General features: G+C 54.7%; 18 protein-coding genes. 10 read left to right on the top strand and 8 right to left on the bottom strand.

Translation table 11 applies throughout. The features are described 5' to 3' along the window. The first annotated feature begins 125 nt into the window (after positions 1-125). Positions 126-398, top strand: coding sequence for a hypothetical protein (locus F7R27_RS09095; protein ID WP_151703931.1), 273 nt, complete (start codon positions 126-128; stop codon positions 396-398). 68 nt (positions 399-466) lie between these two features. On the opposite strand, the gene F7R27_RS09090 is transcribed toward F7R27_RS09095, so the two are convergent. Further along, on the bottom strand, positions 467-2,644 hold the full coding sequence (locus F7R27_RS09090) for a TonB-dependent receptor (RefSeq protein WP_151703930.1): 2,178 nt from the start codon (positions 2,642-2,644) through the stop codon (positions 467-469). A gap of 353 nt (positions 2,645-2,997) precedes the next feature. Between F7R27_RS09090 and F7R27_RS09085 the strand changes: the two genes are divergently transcribed. Further along, a complete protein-coding gene (locus F7R27_RS09085) occupies positions 2,998-3,468 on the top strand; it encodes a Dps family protein (protein WP_151703929.1) in 471 nt (156 codons plus the stop codon). Positions 3,469-3,653: 185 nt separating this feature from the next. Here F7R27_RS09085 and F7R27_RS09080 read toward each other — a convergent pair whose 3' ends face one another. Next, positions 3,654-5,210 carry a trimethylamine methyltransferase family protein gene (locus F7R27_RS09080; protein ID WP_151703928.1) on the bottom strand — a complete coding sequence of 519 codons (1,557 nt, stop codon included), beginning with the start codon at positions 5,208-5,210 and terminating at the stop codon, positions 3,654-3,656. A gap of 454 nt (positions 5,211-5,664) precedes the next feature. Between F7R27_RS09080 and F7R27_RS09075 the strand changes: the two genes are divergently transcribed. The 8 genes from F7R27_RS09075 (at position 5,665) to F7R27_RS09040 (ending at position 14,089) form a co-directional block, all read left to right on the top strand. Further along, positions 5,665-6,363, top strand: coding sequence for a corrinoid protein (locus tag F7R27_RS09075; protein WP_151703927.1), 699 nt, complete (start codon positions 5,665-5,667; stop codon positions 6,361-6,363). Between the two features lie 17 nt (positions 6,364-6,380). Beyond that, a complete protein-coding gene (locus tag F7R27_RS09070) occupies positions 6,381-7,001 on the top strand; it encodes a DUF1638 domain-containing protein (protein ID WP_151703926.1) in 621 nt (206 codons plus the stop codon). After that, on the top strand, positions 7,001-7,306 hold the full coding sequence (locus F7R27_RS09065; protein ID WP_151703925.1) for a virulence factor: 306 nt from the start codon (positions 7,001-7,003) through the stop codon (positions 7,304-7,306). The genes F7R27_RS09070 and F7R27_RS09065 overlap by 1 nt, the downstream gene beginning before the upstream one ends. A gap of 35 nt (positions 7,307-7,341) precedes the next feature. Next, on the top strand, positions 7,342-7,824 hold the full coding sequence (locus F7R27_RS09060; protein ID WP_151703924.1) for a methylenetetrahydrofolate reductase C-terminal domain-containing protein: 483 nt from the start codon (positions 7,342-7,344) through the stop codon (positions 7,822-7,824). Then, positions 7,824-8,885, top strand: a complete 1,062-nt coding sequence (locus tag F7R27_RS09055; RefSeq protein ID WP_151703923.1) for a methylenetetrahydrofolate reductase — start codon at positions 7,824-7,826, stop codon at positions 8,883-8,885. The genes F7R27_RS09060 and F7R27_RS09055 overlap by 1 nt, the downstream gene beginning before the upstream one ends. Positions 8,886-8,981: 96 nt before the next feature. Beyond that, complete coding sequence (locus tag F7R27_RS09050; protein WP_151703922.1) at positions 8,982-9,896, top strand: dihydropteroate synthase; 915 nt, start codon at positions 8,982-8,984, stop codon at positions 9,894-9,896. A 97-nt stretch (positions 9,897-9,993) separates the two neighbouring features. After that, positions 9,994-12,024 (top strand): ASKHA domain-containing protein, encoded by a 2,031-nt coding sequence (locus tag F7R27_RS09045; RefSeq protein WP_151703921.1) that lies wholly within the window; start codon positions 9,994-9,996, stop codon positions 12,022-12,024. Positions 12,025-12,079: 55 nt separating this feature from the next. Next, positions 12,080-14,089, top strand: coding sequence for a hydantoinase/oxoprolinase N-terminal domain-containing protein (locus F7R27_RS09040; protein ID WP_151703920.1), 2,010 nt, complete (start codon positions 12,080-12,082; stop codon positions 14,087-14,089). Here F7R27_RS09040 and F7R27_RS09035 read toward each other — a convergent pair. From F7R27_RS09035 to F7R27_RS09010, 6 genes are all read right to left on the bottom strand, one after another. Then, positions 14,080-15,276, bottom strand: coding sequence for an acetate/propionate family kinase (locus F7R27_RS09035; protein ID WP_151703919.1), 1,197 nt, complete (start codon positions 15,274-15,276; stop codon positions 14,080-14,082). The two genes, F7R27_RS09040 and F7R27_RS09035, sit on opposite strands and share 10 nt — an antisense overlap. Further along, the gene (locus F7R27_RS09030; RefSeq protein WP_240776311.1) at positions 15,273-16,244 is read right to left on the bottom strand and encodes a bifunctional enoyl-CoA hydratase/phosphate acetyltransferase; all 972 of its coding nucleotides are present in this window, start codon (positions 16,242-16,244) and stop codon (positions 15,273-15,275) included. The genes F7R27_RS09035 and F7R27_RS09030 overlap by 4 nt, the downstream gene beginning before the upstream one ends. A gap of 88 nt (positions 16,245-16,332) precedes the next feature. Next, positions 16,333-16,698, bottom strand: a complete 366-nt coding sequence (locus F7R27_RS09025; RefSeq protein ID WP_151703918.1) for a histidine triad nucleotide-binding protein — start codon at positions 16,696-16,698, stop codon at positions 16,333-16,335. 125 nt (positions 16,699-16,823) lie between these two features. Further along, positions 16,824-18,341: a SpoVR family protein gene (locus F7R27_RS09020; RefSeq protein WP_151703917.1), complete on the bottom strand. Its 1,518-nt coding sequence runs from the start codon at positions 18,339-18,341 to the stop codon at positions 16,824-16,826. Next, on the bottom strand, positions 18,338-19,633 hold the full coding sequence (locus F7R27_RS09015) for a YeaH/YhbH family protein (RefSeq protein WP_151703916.1): 1,296 nt from the start codon (positions 19,631-19,633) through the stop codon (positions 18,338-18,340). Before F7R27_RS09015 ends, F7R27_RS09020 begins: the two co-directional genes overlap by 4 nt. 70 nt (positions 19,634-19,703) lie before the next feature. After that, positions 19,704-21,626 (bottom strand): PrkA family serine protein kinase, encoded by a 1,923-nt coding sequence (locus F7R27_RS09010; protein WP_151703915.1) that lies wholly within the window; start codon positions 21,624-21,626, stop codon positions 19,704-19,706. Positions 21,627-21,803: the final 177 nt, after the last annotated feature.

The following is a 21,803-nucleotide window of genomic DNA, read 5'->3' as shown; positions in this document are numbered from 1 at the left end:
TCGTGTGCCATGATTCTGAGTTGAACTGAACATTGGCCGCGACACCTGTCGCGGCTCAGTTATCCTCTTTTCGATAGCAACGTCTGCGCCAGGTTCCGGCCTCCCTTAACAAGGAGACTCGTACAATGGCTATTAAACGTACTATCAACCAACTTCTGCGCGGCGTTCGGACTTACTATGCCAATCGGAAACTGCATGCTTCCCTGAAGCACTACGACCAGCGCATGCTCAAAGATATTGGACTGCACTGGGAGCGTGGAGACCTGAAACCGATCAACCCACTGACAGACTCGTTAATCATGACAATCTCTGCTGCACCGGGAGCCGGAAAGAACAAGGCGGTGAAAGCTGATAAGGTTAACAGCCCGTGTAAACCCAGTGGAGCACCACTGGCTTAGACAAGGCCCCGGTCGCAGGGAGTGACCGGGGCTTTTTCTTAACATTGGAGTGATGACTTAATGAGTTATCAATCAAAAGTGTAGTTGACACGGAAGAGCAGACTTCTCGGTGTGCCGGGCATGGCATTGGATCTCCAGTACTCCTTATCCAGCAGGTTACTGACGGCCAATGTCATGCGCCACTGATCCATGTTATAACCGACGGCAGCATCCACACGATTGAAGCCATCCAGTTTTGTCGTATTGCTGAGGTTGGTCCAGGTGTCGCCAACATGCGTCACTCCTATCTCACCATAGGTATTATCATTGGGCAGATAGCGTACAAACAGGTTGCCGGTATGTCGGGCCACCCCCGCTAGACTTTTACCGTTATTTCCCGGTGACGCCTTATCCTCTTTGACCGTGGCTTTGTTGTAGCCATAACCACCGCGCAGGTACACATTATCCGTAACACGGCCGATAAAACTGAGTTCCAGACCTCTTGATTGCTGTTCTCCCTGAACTGCCCACAGATAGGGATCAGCGTCTGGGTCGGGCCGGTAGCGAATATTGTGCTTGCGGATATCAAACAGAGATAGCTGGGTGCTCAGGCGCTCATTCAGCCAGTCACTTTTGACCCCTGTTTCGTATTGATCGTTGTATTGCGGTTCGGCGTCGAACAGCTCCAGATTCTGGTTAGCGCTGACGGTGTTAACACTGACTCGTCCACCGAAGGGGGCAAAGCTTCTACTGTAAGAAGCGTACAAGGCGTGATCCAGAGCTGGACGCCAGACTACACCCAGGTTGGGGCTCAGGGTTTGATCACTGATGCTGCGCTGATAGTTGATGTCATCAGATGACAGCAGGCGATTCTGTGCCTGGCTTTTATAATGGTCATAGCGTAGTCCCAGCATCAGGTCCAGATCGGGTCTCAGTGAGATCAGATCCTGCATGAACAGGCCGGATGACGTTCCCTTGGCGTAGTTATGGGTGCGGATCTGCAGATCCCCCGAGCCACGTGTACTGGTGCGTTCGCCGGTCAGGGGGTTCACATAACCGAAAATCGGAGAGCCATCCCTGTTCTCATTTGCCAGTTTTGGCTCTCGCTCCTCTATGGAGTAATCGAAACCGACCGTGAGTTGGTGGCGCAGGGCACCGGTCATGAATTCACCCTGGAGCTCCAGTGTATTCGCCAGCGTACTGTTCGAGGTTTCCTGCCAGTAATAGACCTGGCTGATCTCACCGACATGGCCAGCACAGGCCCCACCGGTTCTGACAGGGGTGAATTCGGTAGCACAGTAGGTGCCGAGGTAGAAATGATCAAAATTCTGATAGGCTTCCCGATAGCTGGCAGCCCAATGGATCTGCCAGGTGTCGCTGAGGTCGTAGCGCAGGTTTGAACGGATCACCTGAAGTTTGTCATCAACAAAGTCGCCATCCTGGGCAAAGCCGGTTTTGATCGATGTTCCTTCAGGCAGGTTCTGGAAAGCGGGCCCACGATCGGGGATGCGATGCAGCTTGTCGTAAGTGTATTGTGCGGTCCAGGTCAGCCCATTCTGGTTATTGTAGGTGAAGCTGGGTGACAGCATGTTGATCTCACTTTCGATCCCCTGCCTGAAACTTTCCGTCTTGCCATGTTCACCTGTCAGTCGGACCGCCCAATGATCGGATATCACTTCATTGATATCCACGACCACGCCCTTGTTGTCATAGGAGCCAGCATAAGCACCGAAGGAGCTGGCGGTATTGAAGTTGGCATATTTGGTGACCATGTTGATCACGCCACCACCGCCACTGCGGCCATAAAGAACGGATGCCGGGCCCTTAAGGATTTCGATACGCTCAACATTGGCAGTACTGCGACGGACCTGTCCGCTTTCTCGATTACCGTCACGGTAGATATCGCTGCTGTCGGCGCTGAAACCTCGGAGCATGATGCCGTCTCCGCGCATGTCATAAGAGGTGGAGACACCCGGTGTTCCCTGCAGCATCACACTCAGATCATTGGCGCCATACAGTTTGTATTTCTGTACATCGATGGTATCGATAGTTTGTGGAATATCTTTTTTATTCAGATTGTTACGCGTGACACTGGCTTGCTGATAGTCGATGTAAGTTCTCGTTGGATCATTTTCATCCATTCCCTCAATCACCAGTGTGGGCAGAACCGCGGACACCTGGGCATGTGCACTGGTGGCGGTGAGGATGCTCAGTGTGAGTGTTGACAGGGATGTAATAAACAGTGGCTTTCTCTTTTTGAGGATCATGGCATCTGACTTATAGAAAATGATGTGTGAATTGATTTATGGATAGAGCTGAAATCGCTGGTGATGCTCGACTGGCTGTTGTACGGCCGACCGAGTGTTGACAGGATGTTATTAAAATATTAAAACTAACGCAAGTAATTATCATTAAGCTTAAATGTTCTAATGATTGTGTCCTACTATCGCGTAGTTTGTTTAGAGGTAATCATATCTGTCTTTATAGCTATTAAGCCTGAGTATAAGATAGATTTTATCTATCTATCACATTGATGTAAGTCAATAGCTATATTACGAAGCACTGATTAAGATAGAGGCAAGTGATTGATGAACAACTCAAATGGATTCGTGGAGGATGTATGACCACTATTGATATCGGTATTCGTGAAAGTGACCGTCAGGAAATTGCTGAAGGTTTGAAAAAGCTCCTGGCAGATTCTTACACACTCTATCTGCAGACACACAACTTCCACTGGAACGTGACCGGCCCCTCTTTTCGTGAACTGCACCTGATGTTTGAGGAGCACTACACAGAATTGGCTATAGCTGTCGATGAGATTGCTGAACGTATCCGCACACTGGATGTTGCCGCGCCAGGTACTTATAAATCACTGGCCGCGCTGACCTCAATCGAAGAGGTGGAGGGGGTTCCCTCGGCAGAAAACATGGTGGATTACCTGACCAAAGGCCATGAGCAGGTTGTGAAAACCTGTCGTTTGGTACTGAAGGTTGCGCAGGCGGCTGATGATGAGTCGACCTCGGCACTGGTATCCGACCGGATGCGTGTGCATGAAAAAACAGCCTGGATGCTGCGCGCACTGCGCAAGTAAAAATCCTGGATTTTGATGGTGGTAATAAAGCTTATCTCAGGTGCTGCTTATCTGGGTGATGCAGCGTTGTGATTTATCAGATACCGGGTTATGGGCACCAGCCGGTTGAGTATTACCGGCCGGTGCCTTGAGTAATCAGGTGTACTGACAAAAAGCCCCTCTAACCATTTATTCGCCAGCCTATACTAGTAATTGGAGTCGGGGAAAGCTGCCTTGCGCTTTGCTATATAGTCAAGCAGTGCTTCATCGACTGCCTCATCCAGAGGCGGTGCTTCATATTCAGCCAGCAGTTTCTTCCAGCGGGCGTTGGCACGTTGGGCCATGTCCAGTCGGCCATCGGCATCCCACTGCTCAAAACTGTTATTGTCTGTGATCGGTGAGAGGTAGAAGGCGTTCTTGAAGTTAGCCTGGGTATGAGAGCAGCCCAGGAAGTGCTTGCCGGGCCCTACCTCACGAATCGCATCCATGGCCTGCCCATTCTCCGACAGATCGACTCCCTTGAGCAGGGTCTGCATCATGCCGGCCTGGTCGGCATCCATGATGAACTTCTCGTAGCCCATGGCAAGTCCCCCTTCGAGCCAACCGGCTGTATGCAACGCAAAATTGACGCCACCCAGTGTAGTGGGTATCAGGGTGTTGGCACTCTCACTGGCCGCTTGAGCATCGGGCAGCTTGGAGGCTGTCAGTGAGCCACCGGAGCGGAAAGGTACGCCAAGCCGGCGAGCCAGGCTGGCCATTATATACAGCACCAGTGCCGGTTCAGGTGTACCAAAGGTGGGTGCACCTGACTGCATCGACATGGAGCTGGCAAAACTGCCCAGCACCACCGGTGCACCGGGATTGACCAGTTGCACAAAAGCCATTCCGGCCAGGGCTTCTGCCAGAGTCTGTGTAGCTGTACCCGCCACGGTCACCGGTGACATCGCCCCTGCCAGAATAAACGGCGTGATGATGCAGGCCTGATTGGCCCGAGCATATACCTTGGCGGCCCCCAGCATGGTGTCGTCGAAAGTCATCGGCGAGTTGGCGTTGATCAGATTGATCACGCAGGTGCGCGGCTTGCCGGTCTCGGGATCTATCCAGCGATCTCCGAACAGGATTCTTGCCATCTCCACTGTGTCCTGGGCACGTTCTGGATGGGTTACCGAGCCCATGAAGCACTTGTCGGAGTACTTCATGTGGCTGTAGACCATGTCGAAGTGACGCTTATTCACCGGCAGATCAACCGGTTCGCAAATCGTTCCGCCGGAGTGGTGCATGCTCGGTGACAGATAGGCCAGCTTGACGAAGTTCTGGAAATCATCAAGTGTGCCGTAGCGACGCCCCTGGTCGATGTCGTAGATGAAGGGGCAGCCATAGGCCGGTGCATATACCGTATGAGGCCCACCAATCTCCACACTGCGCTCCGGATTGCGCGCATGCTGGGTGAACTGACTCGGTGCACTCTGCTGAATCAATTGTCGGCAGAGACCACGGGGCATGCGTACACGCTCCCCTTGAACGTCGGCACCGGCATCACGCCAGATCTGCAGAGCCTCCTCGTCATCACGGAAGTCGATGCCGATCTCTTCCAGGATCGTATCGGCATTGTGTTCGATGAGTGCCAGGCCCTCCTCGTTAATGACTTCATAATAGGGTATCTGACGTGTGGCGTAGGGGGCCGCTGCAACCGCCTGAGCGGCGCCTCTTTCACTTCGGCGACCACCACCGCGGGTACGGCGGCGAGCATTGGGGGTGTTCATAGAGGTCTCCCTGTTTGCTATGTGGCGATCCTGGGAGCGACCGCCAGGTGTTTTGTAACATTAACATGCATGAGAATCTGCTCGACCTGCGATCCAGGCACATCGATTGGTATCACACATGTTCAGCAGAGGTCTCACCCCAATCAGACTGGGTTGTTGCATCAATCAATAAGCTCCAGGGGCTTTACAGCCCTCACTGGAATAATTGAATCTGTTATAGCTCATCTTGCAATCTACTCCGCTTGCCTCTTGGTGCTTACCCGTGAGCGACGCGAACGATCGACGTCACGACTGAAATAATATGTGGCAATTTCGCAAATCAACTGACCGATTGGTGACGTTACTGGATATGAGTGTGTCGCCTGAGCGGATGAAGTGGCAACTCAATAAATTATGATGAATGATCATTTTTTGCACAGCCCATGATTGGGCGGCATGTTCAGGAGTGGCGCGCATGTCAGATGAGTACAGCGAAGAAGACTTTGATCTCAATGACCTTCCAGATGATGAGCTTGTCGAGCAGATGCACGATGACCTGTACAACGGTCTCAGAGAAGAGGTTGTTGAGGGAACCGAAATCCTGCTTGAGCGAGGGTGGAGTGCCAATCGAGTGCTGGATGAAGCCCTTGTGGGTGGGATGGCTATCGTCGGTGTAGACTTTCGCGATGGTATTCTCTTTGTGCCCGAGGTCCTGATGGCAGCCAATGCCATGAAAGGGGGCATGGAGGTGCTGCGCCCTCTGCTTGCGGCTTCCGATTCTGAAACGATCGGCAAGATGGTGATCGGCACCGTCAAGGGTGATATCCACGACATAGGTAAGAACCTTGTTACGATGATGATGGAAGGTGCGGGTTTTGAAGTGATCGATATTGGTATCAATATTCCTGTTGAAACCTATCTTGCCGCACTGGAGGAGCACAAGCCTGATATCCTCGGAATGTCGGCACTGCTGACGACTACCATGCCCTACATGAAAGTTGTTATCGATACTCTTGTGGAAAAGGGTATCCGCGATGACATCATTGTGATGGTCGGTGGTGCACCGTTGAATGAGGAGTTCGGGAAGGCAATAGGTGCAGACGCCTACTGTCGTGATGCCGGGGTTGCCGTGGATATGGCCAAGGAGCTTATCGCAGCTCGTCGCGCAGCCTGATGCCGATGGGTCAACAGATGCCATCCTTGCTGATCATCGCCTGCGGAGCACTGAGCCGTGAGATCAAGGCTCTGATCAGTGCTAATGCGTGGACGGATGTCCGCCTGGAGTGTCTACCGGCCGATCTGCATAACCGTCCGGAAAAGATCCCTGCTGCCGTCAGCGAAAAGCTGAGCCAGGTTTCCAGGGGAACCCGGGTGCTTGTCGCCTATGGTGATTGTGGTACCGGAGGTCGTCTGGACAAGGTGCTGGAGGAGCAAGGCGTTGAGCGCCTTTCAGGCGCACACTGCTATGATATCTATGCAGGTGAATCGGTGATGGCGGCGCTGTCGGAGCAGGAGCCAGGCACTTTTTATCTGACCGACTTTCTGGTACGCCACTTTGACCGTCTGGTTATTCGTGAGTTGGGCCTCGTCAAGCACCCGGAGCTGACAAGCGTGTATTTTGCCCACTATAAAAGGCTTGTCTACCTCTCCCAATGCCCAGGTGCTGAGCTCGAAGCTCTGGCTTATCAGGCTGCGGAGAAGCTGCAACTGCCGCTGGAGATTCGTAACACTGGCTTTGGCAGTCTGGAGACCACCCTGATACGCCTGGTGGGGCAGGCTGGAATGGGCAGCACTGATCGCGAGGAAACGTAATGGCCAAGTTGATTGTTGTCAGTTGGAGAGATATTCCTGCTCAGGTAATTGCAAAGCAGGGGCGCAGGAGTGCCAAGGTGCTTCTCTCGCAACGCTTTCAGCACGCCATCGACCGTGCAGCCATGCGGGCCAAGCGCAAGGAGGCAGATGCCTATATGGCTGACTGGTCTCGTGGGGAGCATCGCGAGTGTGGTGATGACCTGCAGGCCGAGGCTGAAGCCGAGGCAGCACGTCTGGAGGCCAGTTATGACGATGCTCTGCTCGACTTGCTGGCGCGTCAGAAAGGGCTCGCCAGTCCTGATTGAGGTGGTGTGTCAGGCAGGACTGCAAAGGAGGGGGTATGTATAGAGTAAGGCGATGGGTAGTGCGTCATGCGCGGTTCTTCGAACGAATATACCATGCCTTCGAGCCGATGCTGGTAAGGCTGGCGCCACTCTTCAGTCGGCTCGGTTACGAGCGTATCGAAGCCCCGGTCAAGGCCGTTGAAAAAGGCGTCAAGGGCTTGCTCTTCGACTGCCAGATGTGTGGTCAGTGCGCGCTCTCAGCCACCGGCATGTCCTGTCCGATGAACTGCCCGAAGAGTCTACGTAATGGTCCTTGTGGCGGCGTTCGTGCCAATGGTCACTGTGAGGTCAAGCCCGAGATGCGATGTGTCTGGGTTGAGGGCTGGGAGGGAAGTCTGCGCATGAAACATGGCAATCTCATCCATGCCGTGCAGCAGCCAGTCGACTTCCGTTTGAAAGACTCCTCCTCCTGGTTGCGCGTGGTGCGTCAGCAGGTCGACCAAGCGCGTGAGCAGGGTCAAAATGGAGGGGCTGAGTAATGAAGTTCGATGACGAACCAGTACCAGGATACTCTCTTCCTATCTTGCCGGGACATGTCTCTCCGGGGCGTCTGGAACGCGTGTTGCGTGCCGGCAAATTTGCAATTACAACTGAACTCGATCCGCCGGACTCAGCCGATCCGGCGGAGGTGCTCAAGCGGGCGGCAATCTTTGATGGCTACGTGGATGCCATCAATGCCACTGACGGCTCTGGTGCCAACTGCCATATGTCCAGTGTCGGTGTCTGCTCGCTGCTGACCCGGGTGGGCTATGCCACCATCCTTCAGATCTCATGCCGTGATCGCAACCGAATTGCGATTCAGGGTGAGATCCTGGGTGCCGCTGCCATGGGGGCCTGTAACCTCTTGTGCCTGACGGGCGATGGTGTTCAAGCCGGTGATCATCCCCAGGCCAAGCCGGTATTTGATCTCGACTCCATGTCGCTCCTGGAGATAGCGCGTACCATGCGTGATGACTGTCGTTTCCAGAGTGGGCGTCAGATCACTGTGCCACCGCGGATCTTTCTGGGTGCTGCGGAAAACCCTTTTGTTCCCCCTCTGGACTGGCGTCCGCACCGTCTGGCCAAGAAGATAGCAGCCGGTGCCCAGTTCATACAGACGCAGTACTGCTTCGATGTTCCCCGACTTAAAGATTTCATGCTCAAGGTGAATGACCTGGGACTGCTCGAGGGACCGGATCGGGTTTTTATCCTGCCCGGTATCGGACCACTGGCTTCGGCCCGCAGCGCCCGCTGGATTCGTGAGAATGTGCCTGGCGTGCACATCCCGGACAACGTTATCACGCGTCTGGAAGGTGCCAGTAACCAGAAGGAGGAGGGCAAGCAGCTGTGCATGGATATTCTGCATCAGATCCGCGAAATTCCAGGGGTCAGCGGCGCTCATCTCATGGCCTACCGCCAGGAGCATACAGTCGCGGATATCATTGAACAGACCGGTGTTCTGGAGGGAAGAGTGCCCTGGTATCCGGGGCGTGACAATCCGGCAGATCTCAATCCTGAATCACCCGATGCGCTACAGGGAACGCTTGAGCAAAATCCATGATGATGCTGCCTCAGCGGGAAGAGAGCGTAGCCATAAATATCACTCGTGACGGAAATAATAGCCTGAAAAAACAACCATTATGATAGAGGTACTACCATGACTGATACCGTCATTAGCTCGTCCAGGAAGGAAGTCGTGATCGGCTTCGACCGCCCCTTCGTGGTTATCGGTGAGCGGATCAACCCCACCGGTCGCAAGCAACTGGCCGCAGAGATGGCCGCTGGTGACTTCTCCCGAGTGATCAAGGATGTGGAGGATCAGTTGGCCCACGGCGCCCACATGCTGGATGTCAATGCCGGTATTCCTCTGGCCGATGAGCCGGCCATCCTGGCTCAGACTATTCAGCTGGTTCAGTCCTTGACCGACGTACCTCTGTGTATCGACTCGTCAATCATCAAGGCGCTGGAAGCGGGCCTCTCCGTGTACAAGGGCAAGGCACTGGTGAACTCTGTCACCGGCGAAGATGAAAGCCTTGAGGCGGTGCTGCCACTGGTCAAGAAGTATGGCGCTGCAGTGGTGGCCATCAGCAACGATGAGACCGGTATTTCTCAGGATATAAATGTGCGCTTTGCCATCGCCAGGAAAATAGTGGAGCGTGCTGCTGACCACGGTATTCCCGCTTGTGACGTGGTGGTTGATCCATTGGTGATGCCGATCGGTGCGGTAGGCTCTGCAGGGCGTCAGGTTTTTGAGCTCTGTCATCGGCTGAAGACTGAGCTGAAGGTCAATACAACCTGTGGTGCCTCCAATGTCAGCTTCGGTTTGCCTAACCGCAATGGCATCAACGCCTCCTTCATGAGCATGGCTATCGCATCGGGTATGACCTCGGCAATTACCAATCCACTGCATCTGGAGATCATGACCTCCATCATGGGCGCTGACGTGCTGATGGGGCACGACCCGGACTGCATGCGCTGGATCAAGAAGTTCCGTGAACCGCCAGCGATTGCAGCAGACGGCACTGAGGGACGTGGGCGCCGTCAGACTCGACGTCGGCGTGCCGAGACCTGAAAAAGGCTTGTCAGCGACCATAATTAAAACACAGCTCAAGAGCTTCAAATGAGGTTCTTTGTTTACATGAACGAACCACTGCCGACTGGAGGTCACCATGTCCGATACTGGCGAGGCACTTGTCGTTTTCACTCCTTCCGGGCACCGCGGTCGTTTTCCACTGGGTACACCCATATTGGAGGCTGCCAGGGCCCTGGGTGTCGATATTGACTCTGTGTGCGGTGGGCGCGGGTTGTGTGGACGCTGTCAGGTTGATCTCTGCGAAGGTCATTTTACCAAGCATGGCGTGGAATCCCGGGCGGATCACCTCAGCGGAAAAAGCGATACGGAGAAAGCCTGGGAGAAGCGTCGCAGTCCGTTGCGTGACGGTCGCCGGCTCAGTTGTTCGGCCCAGATACTGGGCGATGCGGTTATCGACGTCCCTTCATCCAGCCAGGTCCACCGGCAGATCGTGCGCAAACGTGCCGAGGTGCTTGATATCGAGCTCGATCCCATCGTACGACTCTACTATGTGCAGGTGCAGGAGCCTGATATGCACGTACCGGCATCGGATCTGCGGCGCTTGAAAGACGCATTGGCTTATGAGTGGCATCTTGAGGGGCTGGAGAACGATATACGTGTTGTGCAGCATCTCCAGGAAGCGCTGAGGAAGGGTAACTGGGGTGTTACCGTTGCGATTTACGATGACAAGCGCATCATCGCAGTCTGGCCAGGGTTTCAGGAACAAATCTACGGTATGGCTGTGGACGTTGGCTCAACGACCATTGCCGCCCACCTCTGCAACCTGCAGACCGGGGAAGTTGTGGCATCTGCCGGCCGCATGAACCCTCAGATCCGTTACGGTGAGGATCTGATGAGCCGGATCTCCTATATCATGATGAACCCCGGGAGTGAGTCATTACTGACAGCGTCGGTGCGTAATGCCTTGAATGAGCTCACCGTGGAGTTGGCTACCGAAGCCGGTGTACATGTTGATGCCATTCTCGAGGCTACCTTTGTCGGCAACCCCATCATGCAGAGTCTGGTGTTCGGCATCAATCCTGTGGAGCTGGGAGGGGCACCCTTTGCACTGGCCAGTGATGAAGCGATCGACGGGCTCTGGGCAACCGAAATGGACCTGATCATCCACCCCAATGCCAGAGTCTACGGCCTGCCGTGCATTGCTGGACATGTCGGAGCCGATACTGCCGGGGTTATCCTTTCCGAGACTCCCTATCTGGGGGAGGAGCTGATGCTGCTGGTCGATGTGGGCACCAATGCCGAGATAGTGCTGGGCAACCGACACCGGCTGCTGGCCTGCTCCAGTCCGACTGGGCCCGCCTTTGAAGGAGCCCAGATCAGCTGTGGGCAGCGGGCGGCTTCAGGTGCCATTGAGCGCGTGCGCATCGACCCACTGACCCTGGAACCACGCTACAAGGTGATAGGGTGCGAGCTATGGTCTGATGAACCTGGCTTCAAGGAGGGGGCGGCTTCCCATGGTATCACCGGTATCTGTGGTTCGGGTATTATCGAGGTTATCGCCGAGATGTACCTGGCAGGGATTATCAACCAGGACGGGGTGGTGCAGGGTGGTCTCGCTGAGCGCACGGAACGGGTTGTGGCCGATGGGCGTACTTTTTCCTATGTGCTGCATCGGGATGATAGCCGGACGCTGGCCATCACTCAGAATGATATCCGTGCCATCCAACTAGCCAAGGCAGCACTCTATGCCGGCGTTCGTCTGCTGATGGAGCGGTTTGGCACTGAACACGTCGACCGGATTCGCTTTGCAGGGGCCTTTGGAACGCATATCGATGTCAAGTACGCCATGATACTGGGGCTTATTCCGGACTGTGATCTTGAACATGTCACCTCGGCTGGCAATGCTGCCGGTACCGGGGCGCGTATTGCTTTGCTCAGCCGCAAGGCGCGTCGTGAGATTGAAGAGGTTGTGCGCCGTGTTCAGAAAGTTGAGACTGCTACAGAATTGCGCTTTCAGGAGCATTTCATCAATGCCATGGCGATTCCTCACCGGCAGGATCCCTTCCACAGGCTACGCTCACAGGTTGTGCTGCCCTCTCCAGTATCTGAGTTGGCACCAGAGTCCCGCATGGGGCGCAGGCGACGGCGCCAGAGTCAGTCTTCATGAAAGCAATTCCGACCTCTCTTTTTAGCTGGCCCTTTTTGGCTGGTAAGGAACCTGTATGAGCTATCGACTGGGCATTGATACGGGTGGCACCTTCACGGATGCCGTTCTGCTTGACGACTCTGACCAGGTGGTGTCAACCGCCAAGTGCCTGACCACGCGCATGGATCTCCAGCAGGGCATCGCCGATGCCCTGCTGGCGCTGCCGCAAGATAAACTTGCCGAGGTCGAGCTGGTCTCCCTGTCATCCACATTGACTACAAATTCTGCCGTGGAGGGAAAGGGTGCGCCCATCGGTGTACTGCTGATCGGCTACGACAGCCGCCAGGTCAAGATCAGCGGCCTCGAAGAGCTGCTCGGAACCCATAGTCTGGCCCTGATTCAGGGAGGGCACGATGCTGAAGGCAAGGCGCTTGCAGAACTTGATGAGGAGGCGTTGTGCGCCAGAGTGACCGCCTGGCAGAGCCGTGTATCCGCTTTTGCCGTTTCGGCCTCCTTCAGTGTGCGCAATCCGGCACATGAGCAACGTGCTGCTGCGCTGATACGTGAGCTGACAGCCAAGCCGGTTACCTGTGGCCACGAGCTTGCCGCCTCTCTGGGAGCTCCTCGTCGTGCCATGACCGCTGCACTGAATGCCCGCATGATTGCTTATGTTGCGGAGCTGATTCTGGCGGTGAGGAAGCTGCTGACGCTGCATCGGATCAACGCACCGCTGATGATCGTCAAGGGGGATGGTTCTCTGATAGCAGCCGACAGCGCTATCCTGCAACCCATTACCACTGTGCTTTCAGGCCCAGCGGCAAGCGTTACAGGTGCCATGCATCTCAGTGGGCGCCGCAACCTGATCGTAGCTGACATGGGGGGAACCACGACTGATATCGCCGTGGTACGGGACGGCCAGCCCTCTCTTGCCTTCGATGGTGCGAGAGTGGGCGACTGGCGGCCAATGGTTGAAGCGATAAAACTCTACTCAATTGGCCTGGGTGGTGACAGTGAGATCAGCTTTGATCCAGGCCAGGGTTTTGCCATAGGCCCCCGCAGGGTCGTGCCCATGAGTCTGCTGTTATCACAGCATCCCGAGTTGCACGCAGCGCTGCGGCGTCAGCTGAGCAGCCCTGCCGGCAGCAGCCACAATCGCTTTGCCATGCGCTTGCATCAGAGTGAAGCCCTGCTCAGCCAACTGACAGAGGATGAGCATGCCGCACTGGAGCGTCTGAACGATGGCCCCCTGGAGATGCTGCGTGTCGTAGAGCAGGAGCGCTGGCTGGCTCGTGCTCTGGCCAGACTTGAGCGTCGTGGCCTGATTATCTTCAGTGGATTTACTCCGACCGATGCGGCGCATGTGCTGGGCATCTCTCACCACTGGGATACAGAAGCAGCGCGCATGTCGGCAATCATCTGGGCCAGGCGCATGCGACGGCAGTATGGAGTGGGCAGATGGGCTGACGGTGATGCCGTATCACCTTCGCAGGATGTTTATGGCCGTGTTGTAAAGATGATTGCGTCCAAACTCATTGAAGCGGGTCTGCATGATGCCGATATTGAGGGACGACACAATCACCTTGCCAGCTCATTGACCTCCCTGATCCTGAGCGGTGATTCCGGCAGTACCATCAGCTCAACCACCTTTACGCTGCATTTCTCTCCGACAGCGCCCATTGTGGCAGTGGGAGGCCCAGCGGCCAGCTACTACCCCGCAGTAGGTGATGCGCTTGGCACAGAAGTGGTATTGCCTGCTCATGGTGAGGTTGCCAATGCCGTGGGTACGGTGCTTGGTCAGGTTGTTCAGCGTGTCCATGTCACGGTACTGCAGCCTGTGAATGGCTGTTTTCGCGTTTTCCTTCCCGATGGCCCGCAGGATTTCACTACCCTGGATGCGGCCTACGCCAGGGCTCGAGACTCAGCAGCGCATCGTGCTGAAACGCTCGCCCTCCAGGCGGGCGCCAGCAGCGTGAATATTCGCTTTGAAGTGGATGAAAATCGTGTCGATCATGATATCGATGGCAGTGTCTTCTTCGAAGCCAGGGTGACCGCCATAGGCAGCGGCTCACCGCGACATCAGGCCTGACCCATCTCCAGTTGCTCATGCGTCTGTTGTGCAATCATGCGCTCTTCATCCGTGGGCATCACACGCAGCAGCAGGGCTGAGTCGGGTGTGCTGATGATCGGTTGATGCTGATGATTAGCCGTCTCGTCCAGTTTCGCACCCAGCCAGTCATAACGAGCGATGATGCGTGCGCGAACATCAGCATCGTTCTCACCGACACCGCCGGTGAACACCACCTGCTGAACGCCGCCCAGCGCGGCGGCGAGGCGTCCGGTTTCAAGCGCAACACGGTAGCAGAAGAGATCTATCGCCTCTTCTGCATGAGGGTGTTGCGCCGCATGCAGAGCCAGCATCTCTGAGCTGATGCCACCTGATACACCCTGCCAGCCGCACTCTTTATACAGGAAGGTTTCCAGCGCATCGGCATCCATCCCATATTCGCGCATCAGATAGAGCAGTACGCCCGGGTCGATATTGCCGCTGCGGCTACCCATCGGCAGCCCCTCCACGGCCGTAAAGCCCATGCTGGAGGCGATGGAGTGGCCATCGCGGATGGCACACATGCTGGCGCCGGCTCCGAGATGGCAGACAATAGTGTTGAGGTCGCCGCTGTCTGCCTTGACCAACTGGCGCTGGATATACTCATACGAGAGGCCATGAAATCCATATTTGTGGATACCCGCCTCTGTCATCTGTCTTGGAATCGCATACAGGCGTTCCAATTCAGGTTGCTGACTGTGGAACATGGTGTCGAAGCAACCCACGACAGGGAGGTCAGGAGCCAGTTCGCGGCAGGCATCTATCAACTTCAGATTGTAGGGCTGATGCAGAGGGGCCAGTGGAATGAACTGCAGTAACTGACTCATCACATCGTCGTTGATATGGGTGGGGGCACTGAAACGATCGCCACCATGAACAATACGATGGCCGGTCGCGATCAGTTGATGCTCCGGCAGGTTCTGCTCAATCCAGGTCAGGACCCAACCGAGCGCCGCCTGATGGCGCTGTTCGGCTCCGGATTCGCTGAGGTCGAGTGTCAACGTCTGACGCTCATGGTCGCCTTGCTGGATCTGTACCTGTACTGGATGACCCAGCAGATTACCGAGCTTGAGGATGCAGCCGGCTGTCAGTTGATCATCAGCCCCGATGCTGTAGAGGCCACACTTCAGACTGGAGGAGCCGCCATTGACGGTCAGGATGCTCTTCATGAGATCTGCTCGGGGTGGTGAACCATATGCGAGGCCATGGCGCAGGAGGCCAGGCGTCCAAGTGTGCCCTCTGCCCGGCTGGTCAGGATGATCGGTACTCTGGCACCGACGGCAAGGCCGGCAGATTTGGCCCCTGCCAGATAGATCAACTGCTTGGCGATCATATTGGCTGACTCAAGATCCGGTGCCAGCAGAATATCTGCCTCACCCGATACTGGTGAGTCGATATGCTTGTCCAGGGCTGCCTGCAGCGAAATGGCATTATCAAATGCCAGCGGTCCATCGATGATCGCGCCTGTGATCTGGCCACGGTCAGACATCTTGCACAAACAGGCTGCATCGATGGTGCTCTGCATGCTCGGCTTCACCTTTTCAACTGCGGCCAGTAATGCCACCTTGGGCATCGGGTTGCCCAAAGCGTGACAGAAGTTGATAGCGTTCTGCAGGATGTCACGCTTGGCGAGCAGGTCCGGCGCGACATTTATGGCAGCATCGGTGATCACCAGGGGTTTGTGATAGTTGGGAATATCAAACACCCAGACATGGCTCAGGCGGCGTTCGGTACGTATTCCCTTGGTTTTGTGAATAATCGCGGCCAGCAGTTCGGAGGTACCAAGGCTGCCTTTCATCATCGCGACCACCTCAGCGGCACGTACAAGGTCGCAGGCACGTTCAGCAGCCATATGGCTGTGCTCGGTGGAGATGATCTCGTAGGGTGATAGATCGATACCTTCTAGCTCGGCAGCTGCCCGGATTTTATATTCAGGGCCTACCAGTAAAGGCACAATCAATCCAAGCTCAGCGGCTTCTATAGCACCCAGTAGACTGTTCTTGTCGACCGGGTGAACCACGGCGGTTCTGACAGGGCCTGCTTTTCTGGCCTGCTCTATAAAGAACTCAAGTTGATCGTGTGCAGGTGGTTGCTCAGGCAGACCAGGGTTAAGGGTGTCCATCTCAGAATTGCTCACAGTCGACTCCAGGCTGATTAATCACACAACAAGTGTATTAGATTACCTTGATATGTTGCAATGCAGCAAGTTCTATCAACCCGAAGGGTCAAACAGGTGTTTTCAGCGTTTCCTGATAGGGCGGCCATCCCATCGGCTTGCCGCCGAGCAGGTGCAGGTGAATATGGTAAACCGTCTGCCCCCCATGCGGGTTACAGTTGAAGACGGTACGATAGCCATCATCGGCAAAGCCCTGCTCCTTAGCCAGGTGTGCTGCAGTTTTCACCATATGACCGACCAACTCGCTGTGTGATTCTTCGACATCGTTCAGTGTGGCGATATGCAGGCGCGGGATGATCAGGGCATGGAAGGGGGCCTGTGGGTTGATATCCATAAAGGCGAGTACTTTGTCATCCTGATACAGGATATTGGCGGGTATTTCCTGATTAACGATCTTGCAGAACAGGCAATCCATCTGAACTCTCCATCTGAGGGTAAGCAACAATACGGCATATGAAAATGCAGGCTGGGCTCTTGCTGAGAAAACGTGCTGAGCAAGCGCAGACAGCCTGCGAGTTCAGTCCAGTATAGTCAGACTGTTCAGATCACCTCAAGTGCATTTGATTTAGGGCACTCATAGCGTTTGGCGACCGTGCCGTCGGGTTGCACCGATTCCAGATGAATATCGAAGCCCCAGAGGCGGTGGAGATGCTTCAGCACCTCTTCGGTAGACTCACCCAGAGGCTGGCTGTTGTGCATGAAATGGCGCAACGTGAGAGAGCGATCCCCACGGACATTAACGTTATAGACCTGAATGTTGGGTTCGCGATTGCCCAGATTGTAGTTGGCAGCCATATCTTCCCGAATGCGTTTGTAGCCCATCTCATTATGGATTGATGACACTTTCAGGTTGGGGTGCTCAGCATTATCGACCAGGGTGAAGAGCTTCAGCTCACGAATCAGCCTGGGTGACAGAAACTGTAGAATAAAGCTCTCGTCCTTGTAGTTGCGCATAGCCTGATCGAGGGTTACCTTCCAGTCACTGCCGGCGATATCGGGGAACCATTCGCGATCCTCAGGGGTGGGTTTTTCACAGATGCGGCGAATGTCTTGCATCATGTTGTAGCCCAGGGTGTAGGGGTTGATACCGCTGAACCAGGGGCTGTCAAAGGGGGGTTGATATACTACGCTACTGTGCGAATGCAGAAACTCCATCATGAAGCCATCGGTCACCAGCCCTTCATCATAGAGCTGATGCAGCAGGGTGTAGTGCCAGAAGCAGGCCCAGCCCTCGTTCATCACCTGAGTCTGTTTCTGTGGATAAAAATACTGTGCCAGTTTGCGCACGATGCGGATCACTTCACGCTGCCAAGGCTCCAGCAGCGGGGCATTTTTTTCGATAAAATAGAGGATGTTCTCCTCCGGTTCGCTGGGAAAGCGCTGCGCTTCAATATCTCCACTCTCTTCACGTCGAGGAATGGTCTGCCAGAGCTGGTTCAGGTGGCGCTGGATATACTCTTCGCGCTGGCGCTGGCGCTCCTTTTCCTCGGCAGCGGTCAGAGGTTGCGGACGCTTATAGCGATTCACGCCATAGTTCATCAGCGCATGGCAGGAATCGAGAATCTCCTCCACTTCGTCAACGCCGTAGCGCTCCTCGCACTGGCGGATATAGTTGCGGGCAAACAGCAGGTAATCGATGATGGCCGATGCATCCGTCCAGGTCCTGAACAGGTAGTTGCCCTTGAAGAAAGAGTTATGACCATAGCAGGCATGCGCAATCACCAGCGCCTGCATGGTCATGGTGTTCTCCTCCATCAGATAGGCGATGCAGGGATCTGAGTTGATCACTATCTCATAGGCCAGACCCATACGGCCGCGGCGATAGTTCTGTTCGGTATCGACAAACTGTTTGCCGAAGGACCAGTGGTTGTAGTTCAAGGGCATACCGATAGACGCATAGGCATCCATCATCTGTTCGGAGGTGATCACCTCGATCTGGTTCGGATAGGTATCCAGCCCGAAGTCACGGGCGACACGGGCAATTTCACGGTCGTAGGTTTCGATCAGCTCAAAGGTCCACTCAGAGCCGGTCGAAATAGGCTGCTTCTTTTTCTTCATGCCACATTCTCCGTGCGCTTCTCAAACAACTTGCGGAACACCGGATAGATATCAGACGCTTCCCTTATCTGCTGCATGGCAAACTGATCGGGGTACTCAGTCCTGACCTGTTCATACTCATACCAGAGGTTTTGCTGCGGGCCGCTGGTGATCTCGACATAGGCATAGTACTGAGTTTTCGGCAGAATGCGCTTGCTCAGCAACTGGCGGCAGTTGGCAGAGTCGCCATCCCAGTTATCACCATCTGAGGCTTGCGCCACATAGATATTCCATTCGGCAGGGGAGTAGCGGGCATCGATGATATCGGCGCTCAGATTAAGCGCGCTGGAGACGATGGTTCCGCCGGTTTCGCGGGAGTAGAAAAACTCCTGTTCATCCACCTCCTTGGCATGGGTGTGGTGGCGCACGAACACCACCTCGATCTGTTTGTAGTTTCGTTGCAGAAACAGATACAGCAGAATAAAGAAACGCTTGGCCATATCCTTGACGCTCTGAGTCATGGAGCCGGACACGTCCATCAGACAGAACATTACTGCCTTGCTGGAGGGCACCGGTACCTTGACCAGGTTGTTGTAGCGCAGGTCGAAGTCGTCGATGAATGGCAGGCGTTTGGCACTTTTCTCCAGCTTCTGAATCTGTTCTCGCAGTTCGGCCATTTTGAGCCGGGTTTCATCCGAGATAGGTTTGGCTTCAAGCACCCAGAGCTCTTTACGCAGTGCGCGGATCTCTTTGCGGCTCTCACCTTTGCCCGCGAGTGCTATGCGGCGCGCATGGGCAGCCCTGAGTGAGCGGACGATATGCAGTTTTTCCGGTGAGCCATGGCTGCTGAAACCTGCTCGGCGAGTTTCAAACTGGGTGGCGTCCTTCAGTTTTTTGCGCACCAGATAGGGCAGCTCGAGATCTTCAAACATGAAGTCCAGAAACTCTTCCTGACTGATATTGAAGGTAAACTCATCCTCCCCTTCGCCCTGATTACTGGCCTGGCCCTGGCCACTTCCGCCGCCTCCACCACCGCCTGATGGACGACGTATCTCGTCACCTTCGACAAACTCTTTATTGCCCGGGAATACGCGCTGGCGAACACCGCCGTTGCCGTGGTGAAACACCGGTTCTGATATATCCCGGCTGGGGATGGACACCTCGCTGCCCCGCTCCATATCGATGATGGAACGGTCATGTATCGCGTCCTCAACGGCGCGCTTGATATGCTCCTTGTACCGGCGCAGAAAGCGCTGCCGATTCACGGTGCTTTTCTTTTTTGCGTTCAGTCGTCTGTCAATTATGTAGCTCATTCACGCCTGCTCCACTTGCTGGTGAGCCCGGTAGGGGCTCACCCTGGATTAAGGTTGGTTGACAGGATAGCTACTGAGACTTGCGGACCCGGATATACCACTCTGAGAGTAATCTGACCTGTTTTTCTGTGTAGCCACGTTCGATCATGCGTTTAACAAACTCGCCATGTTTCTTCTGATCTTCTGAGGAGGCCTTCGCATTGAAGGAGATCACCGGCAGCAGATCTTCGGTATTGGCGAACATTTTTTTCTCGATCACAGATCTCATCTTCTCATAGCTGTTCCAGGGTGGATTCTTGCCGTTATTGTTGGCCCGGGCACGCAGCACGAAGTTGACAATCTCATGGCGGAAATCTTTCGGATTGCTGATACCCGCCGGTTTTTCGATTTTCTCCAGCTCTTCGTTGATCGACTGACGATCGAGTATGTCGCCGGTTTCGGGATCGCGATACTCCTGGTCCTGAATCCAGAAATCGGCATAGGTGACATAGCGATCGAAGATATTCTGGCCATACTCTGAATAGGATTCGAGATAGGCGGTCTGGATCTCCTTGCCAAGGTACTCGATATATTTAGGAGCGATGAACTCTTTCAGAAAGCCCAGATAACGTTCCTGAGTCTCCTGCGGGAACTGCTGCTGGGTGATCTCTCGCTCCAGCACATACAGCAGATGCACCGGGTTGGCGGCGACCTCAACAGCGTCGAAGTTGAATACCTTGGACAGTATCTTGAAGGCAAAGCGGGTTGAAAGACCGTCCATCCCTTCGTTCACACCTGCTGAATCCTTGTACTCCTGCTGCGACTTGGCCTTGGGATCGGTGTCCTTCAGGTTCTCGCCATCGTAGATACGCATCTTCGAGTAAACGCTGGAGTTTTCCGGCATTTTCAGACGTGACAACACTGTGAACTGGGCCAGCATACTCAGAGTATCCGGAGCGCAGGGCGCCGCCTTGAGCGAGCTGTTCTCCAGCAGTTTTTCGTAGATATGAATCTCTTCGGTGACACGTGTGCAATAAGGAACCTTGACGATATAGACACGGTCGATAAAGGCTTCGTTGGTTTTGTTGTTCTTGAAGGTCTGCCACTCGGACTCGTTCGAGTGAGCCAGAATGATACCGTCAAAAGGTATCGCCCCCATACCCTCAGTGCTGTTGTAGTTGCCTTCCTGGGTGGCGGTCAGCAGTGGGTGCAGCACCTTGATCGGCGCCTTGAACATCTCCACGAACTCCATCATCCCCTGGTTGGCACGGCACAGCGCACCGGAGAAACTATAGGCATCCGGATCATGCTGCGGATACTCTTCCAACTTACGGATATCCACCTTGCCGACCAGACTGGAGATATCCTGGTTGTTTTCATCACCGGGTTCTGTCTTGGCTATTGCGATCTGGTTCAGAATCGATGGGTATAGCTTCACTACCCGGAACTGGCTGATATCACCGCCGAATTCCTGCATCCGTTTGGCTGCCCAGGGCGACATGATGCCGCGCAGGTAGCGACGAGGAATACCGTACTCCTCTTCAAGTATGTCGGCATCCTCTTCGGGGTTGAACAGCCCGAGTGGGGATTCGAAGACTGGTGAGTCCTTGATGGCGTAGAAGGGGATGCGCTCCATCAGGTGCTTGAGGCGTTCAGCGAGTGAGGATTTACCGCCGCCGACGGGGCCCAGCAGGTAGAGGATCTGTTTTTTCTCCTCCAGTCCCTGCGCCGCATGACGGTAGTAGGACACCATGTTTTCGATGGCATCTTCCATACCGTAGAACTCGGAGAAAGCAGGATAGCGCTTGATCACCTTGTTCGAGAATATGCGGCTGAGTCTTGGGTCCCGGGCAGTATCAACCACCTCGGGCTCACCTATGGCGGACAGCATCCTTTCTGCTGCATTGGCATAAGCAATAGGCTCGTTCTTGCACATATTCAGGTACTCATGAAGAGACATCTCTTCCTGCTGAATAGCGGTATAACGTGCTTTGTAATGCTCAAATATACTCATTGCTCACCTTCCTGTACTTCGTGCGCGCAGTGAATGGGTAAAAAAGATCAAGTGGTTATGGTTGAAGTTAAGTTAGAACGTCCCCTTGCTTTCAGTGTAGTCCATTGGCGCGTGTCAAGTTGCTTTGCGTCCTGTAGGTTGGACGCCGAAATGGTCAATACGTTCGTCAACCTCACA

Source organism: Nitrincola alkalilacustris, from assembly GCF_008973755.1.
Taxonomy (GTDB): Bacteria; Pseudomonadota; Gammaproteobacteria; order Pseudomonadales; family Balneatricaceae; genus Nitrincola; species Nitrincola alkalilacustris.
This window is presented reverse-complemented; position numbering and strand designations above follow the sequence as displayed.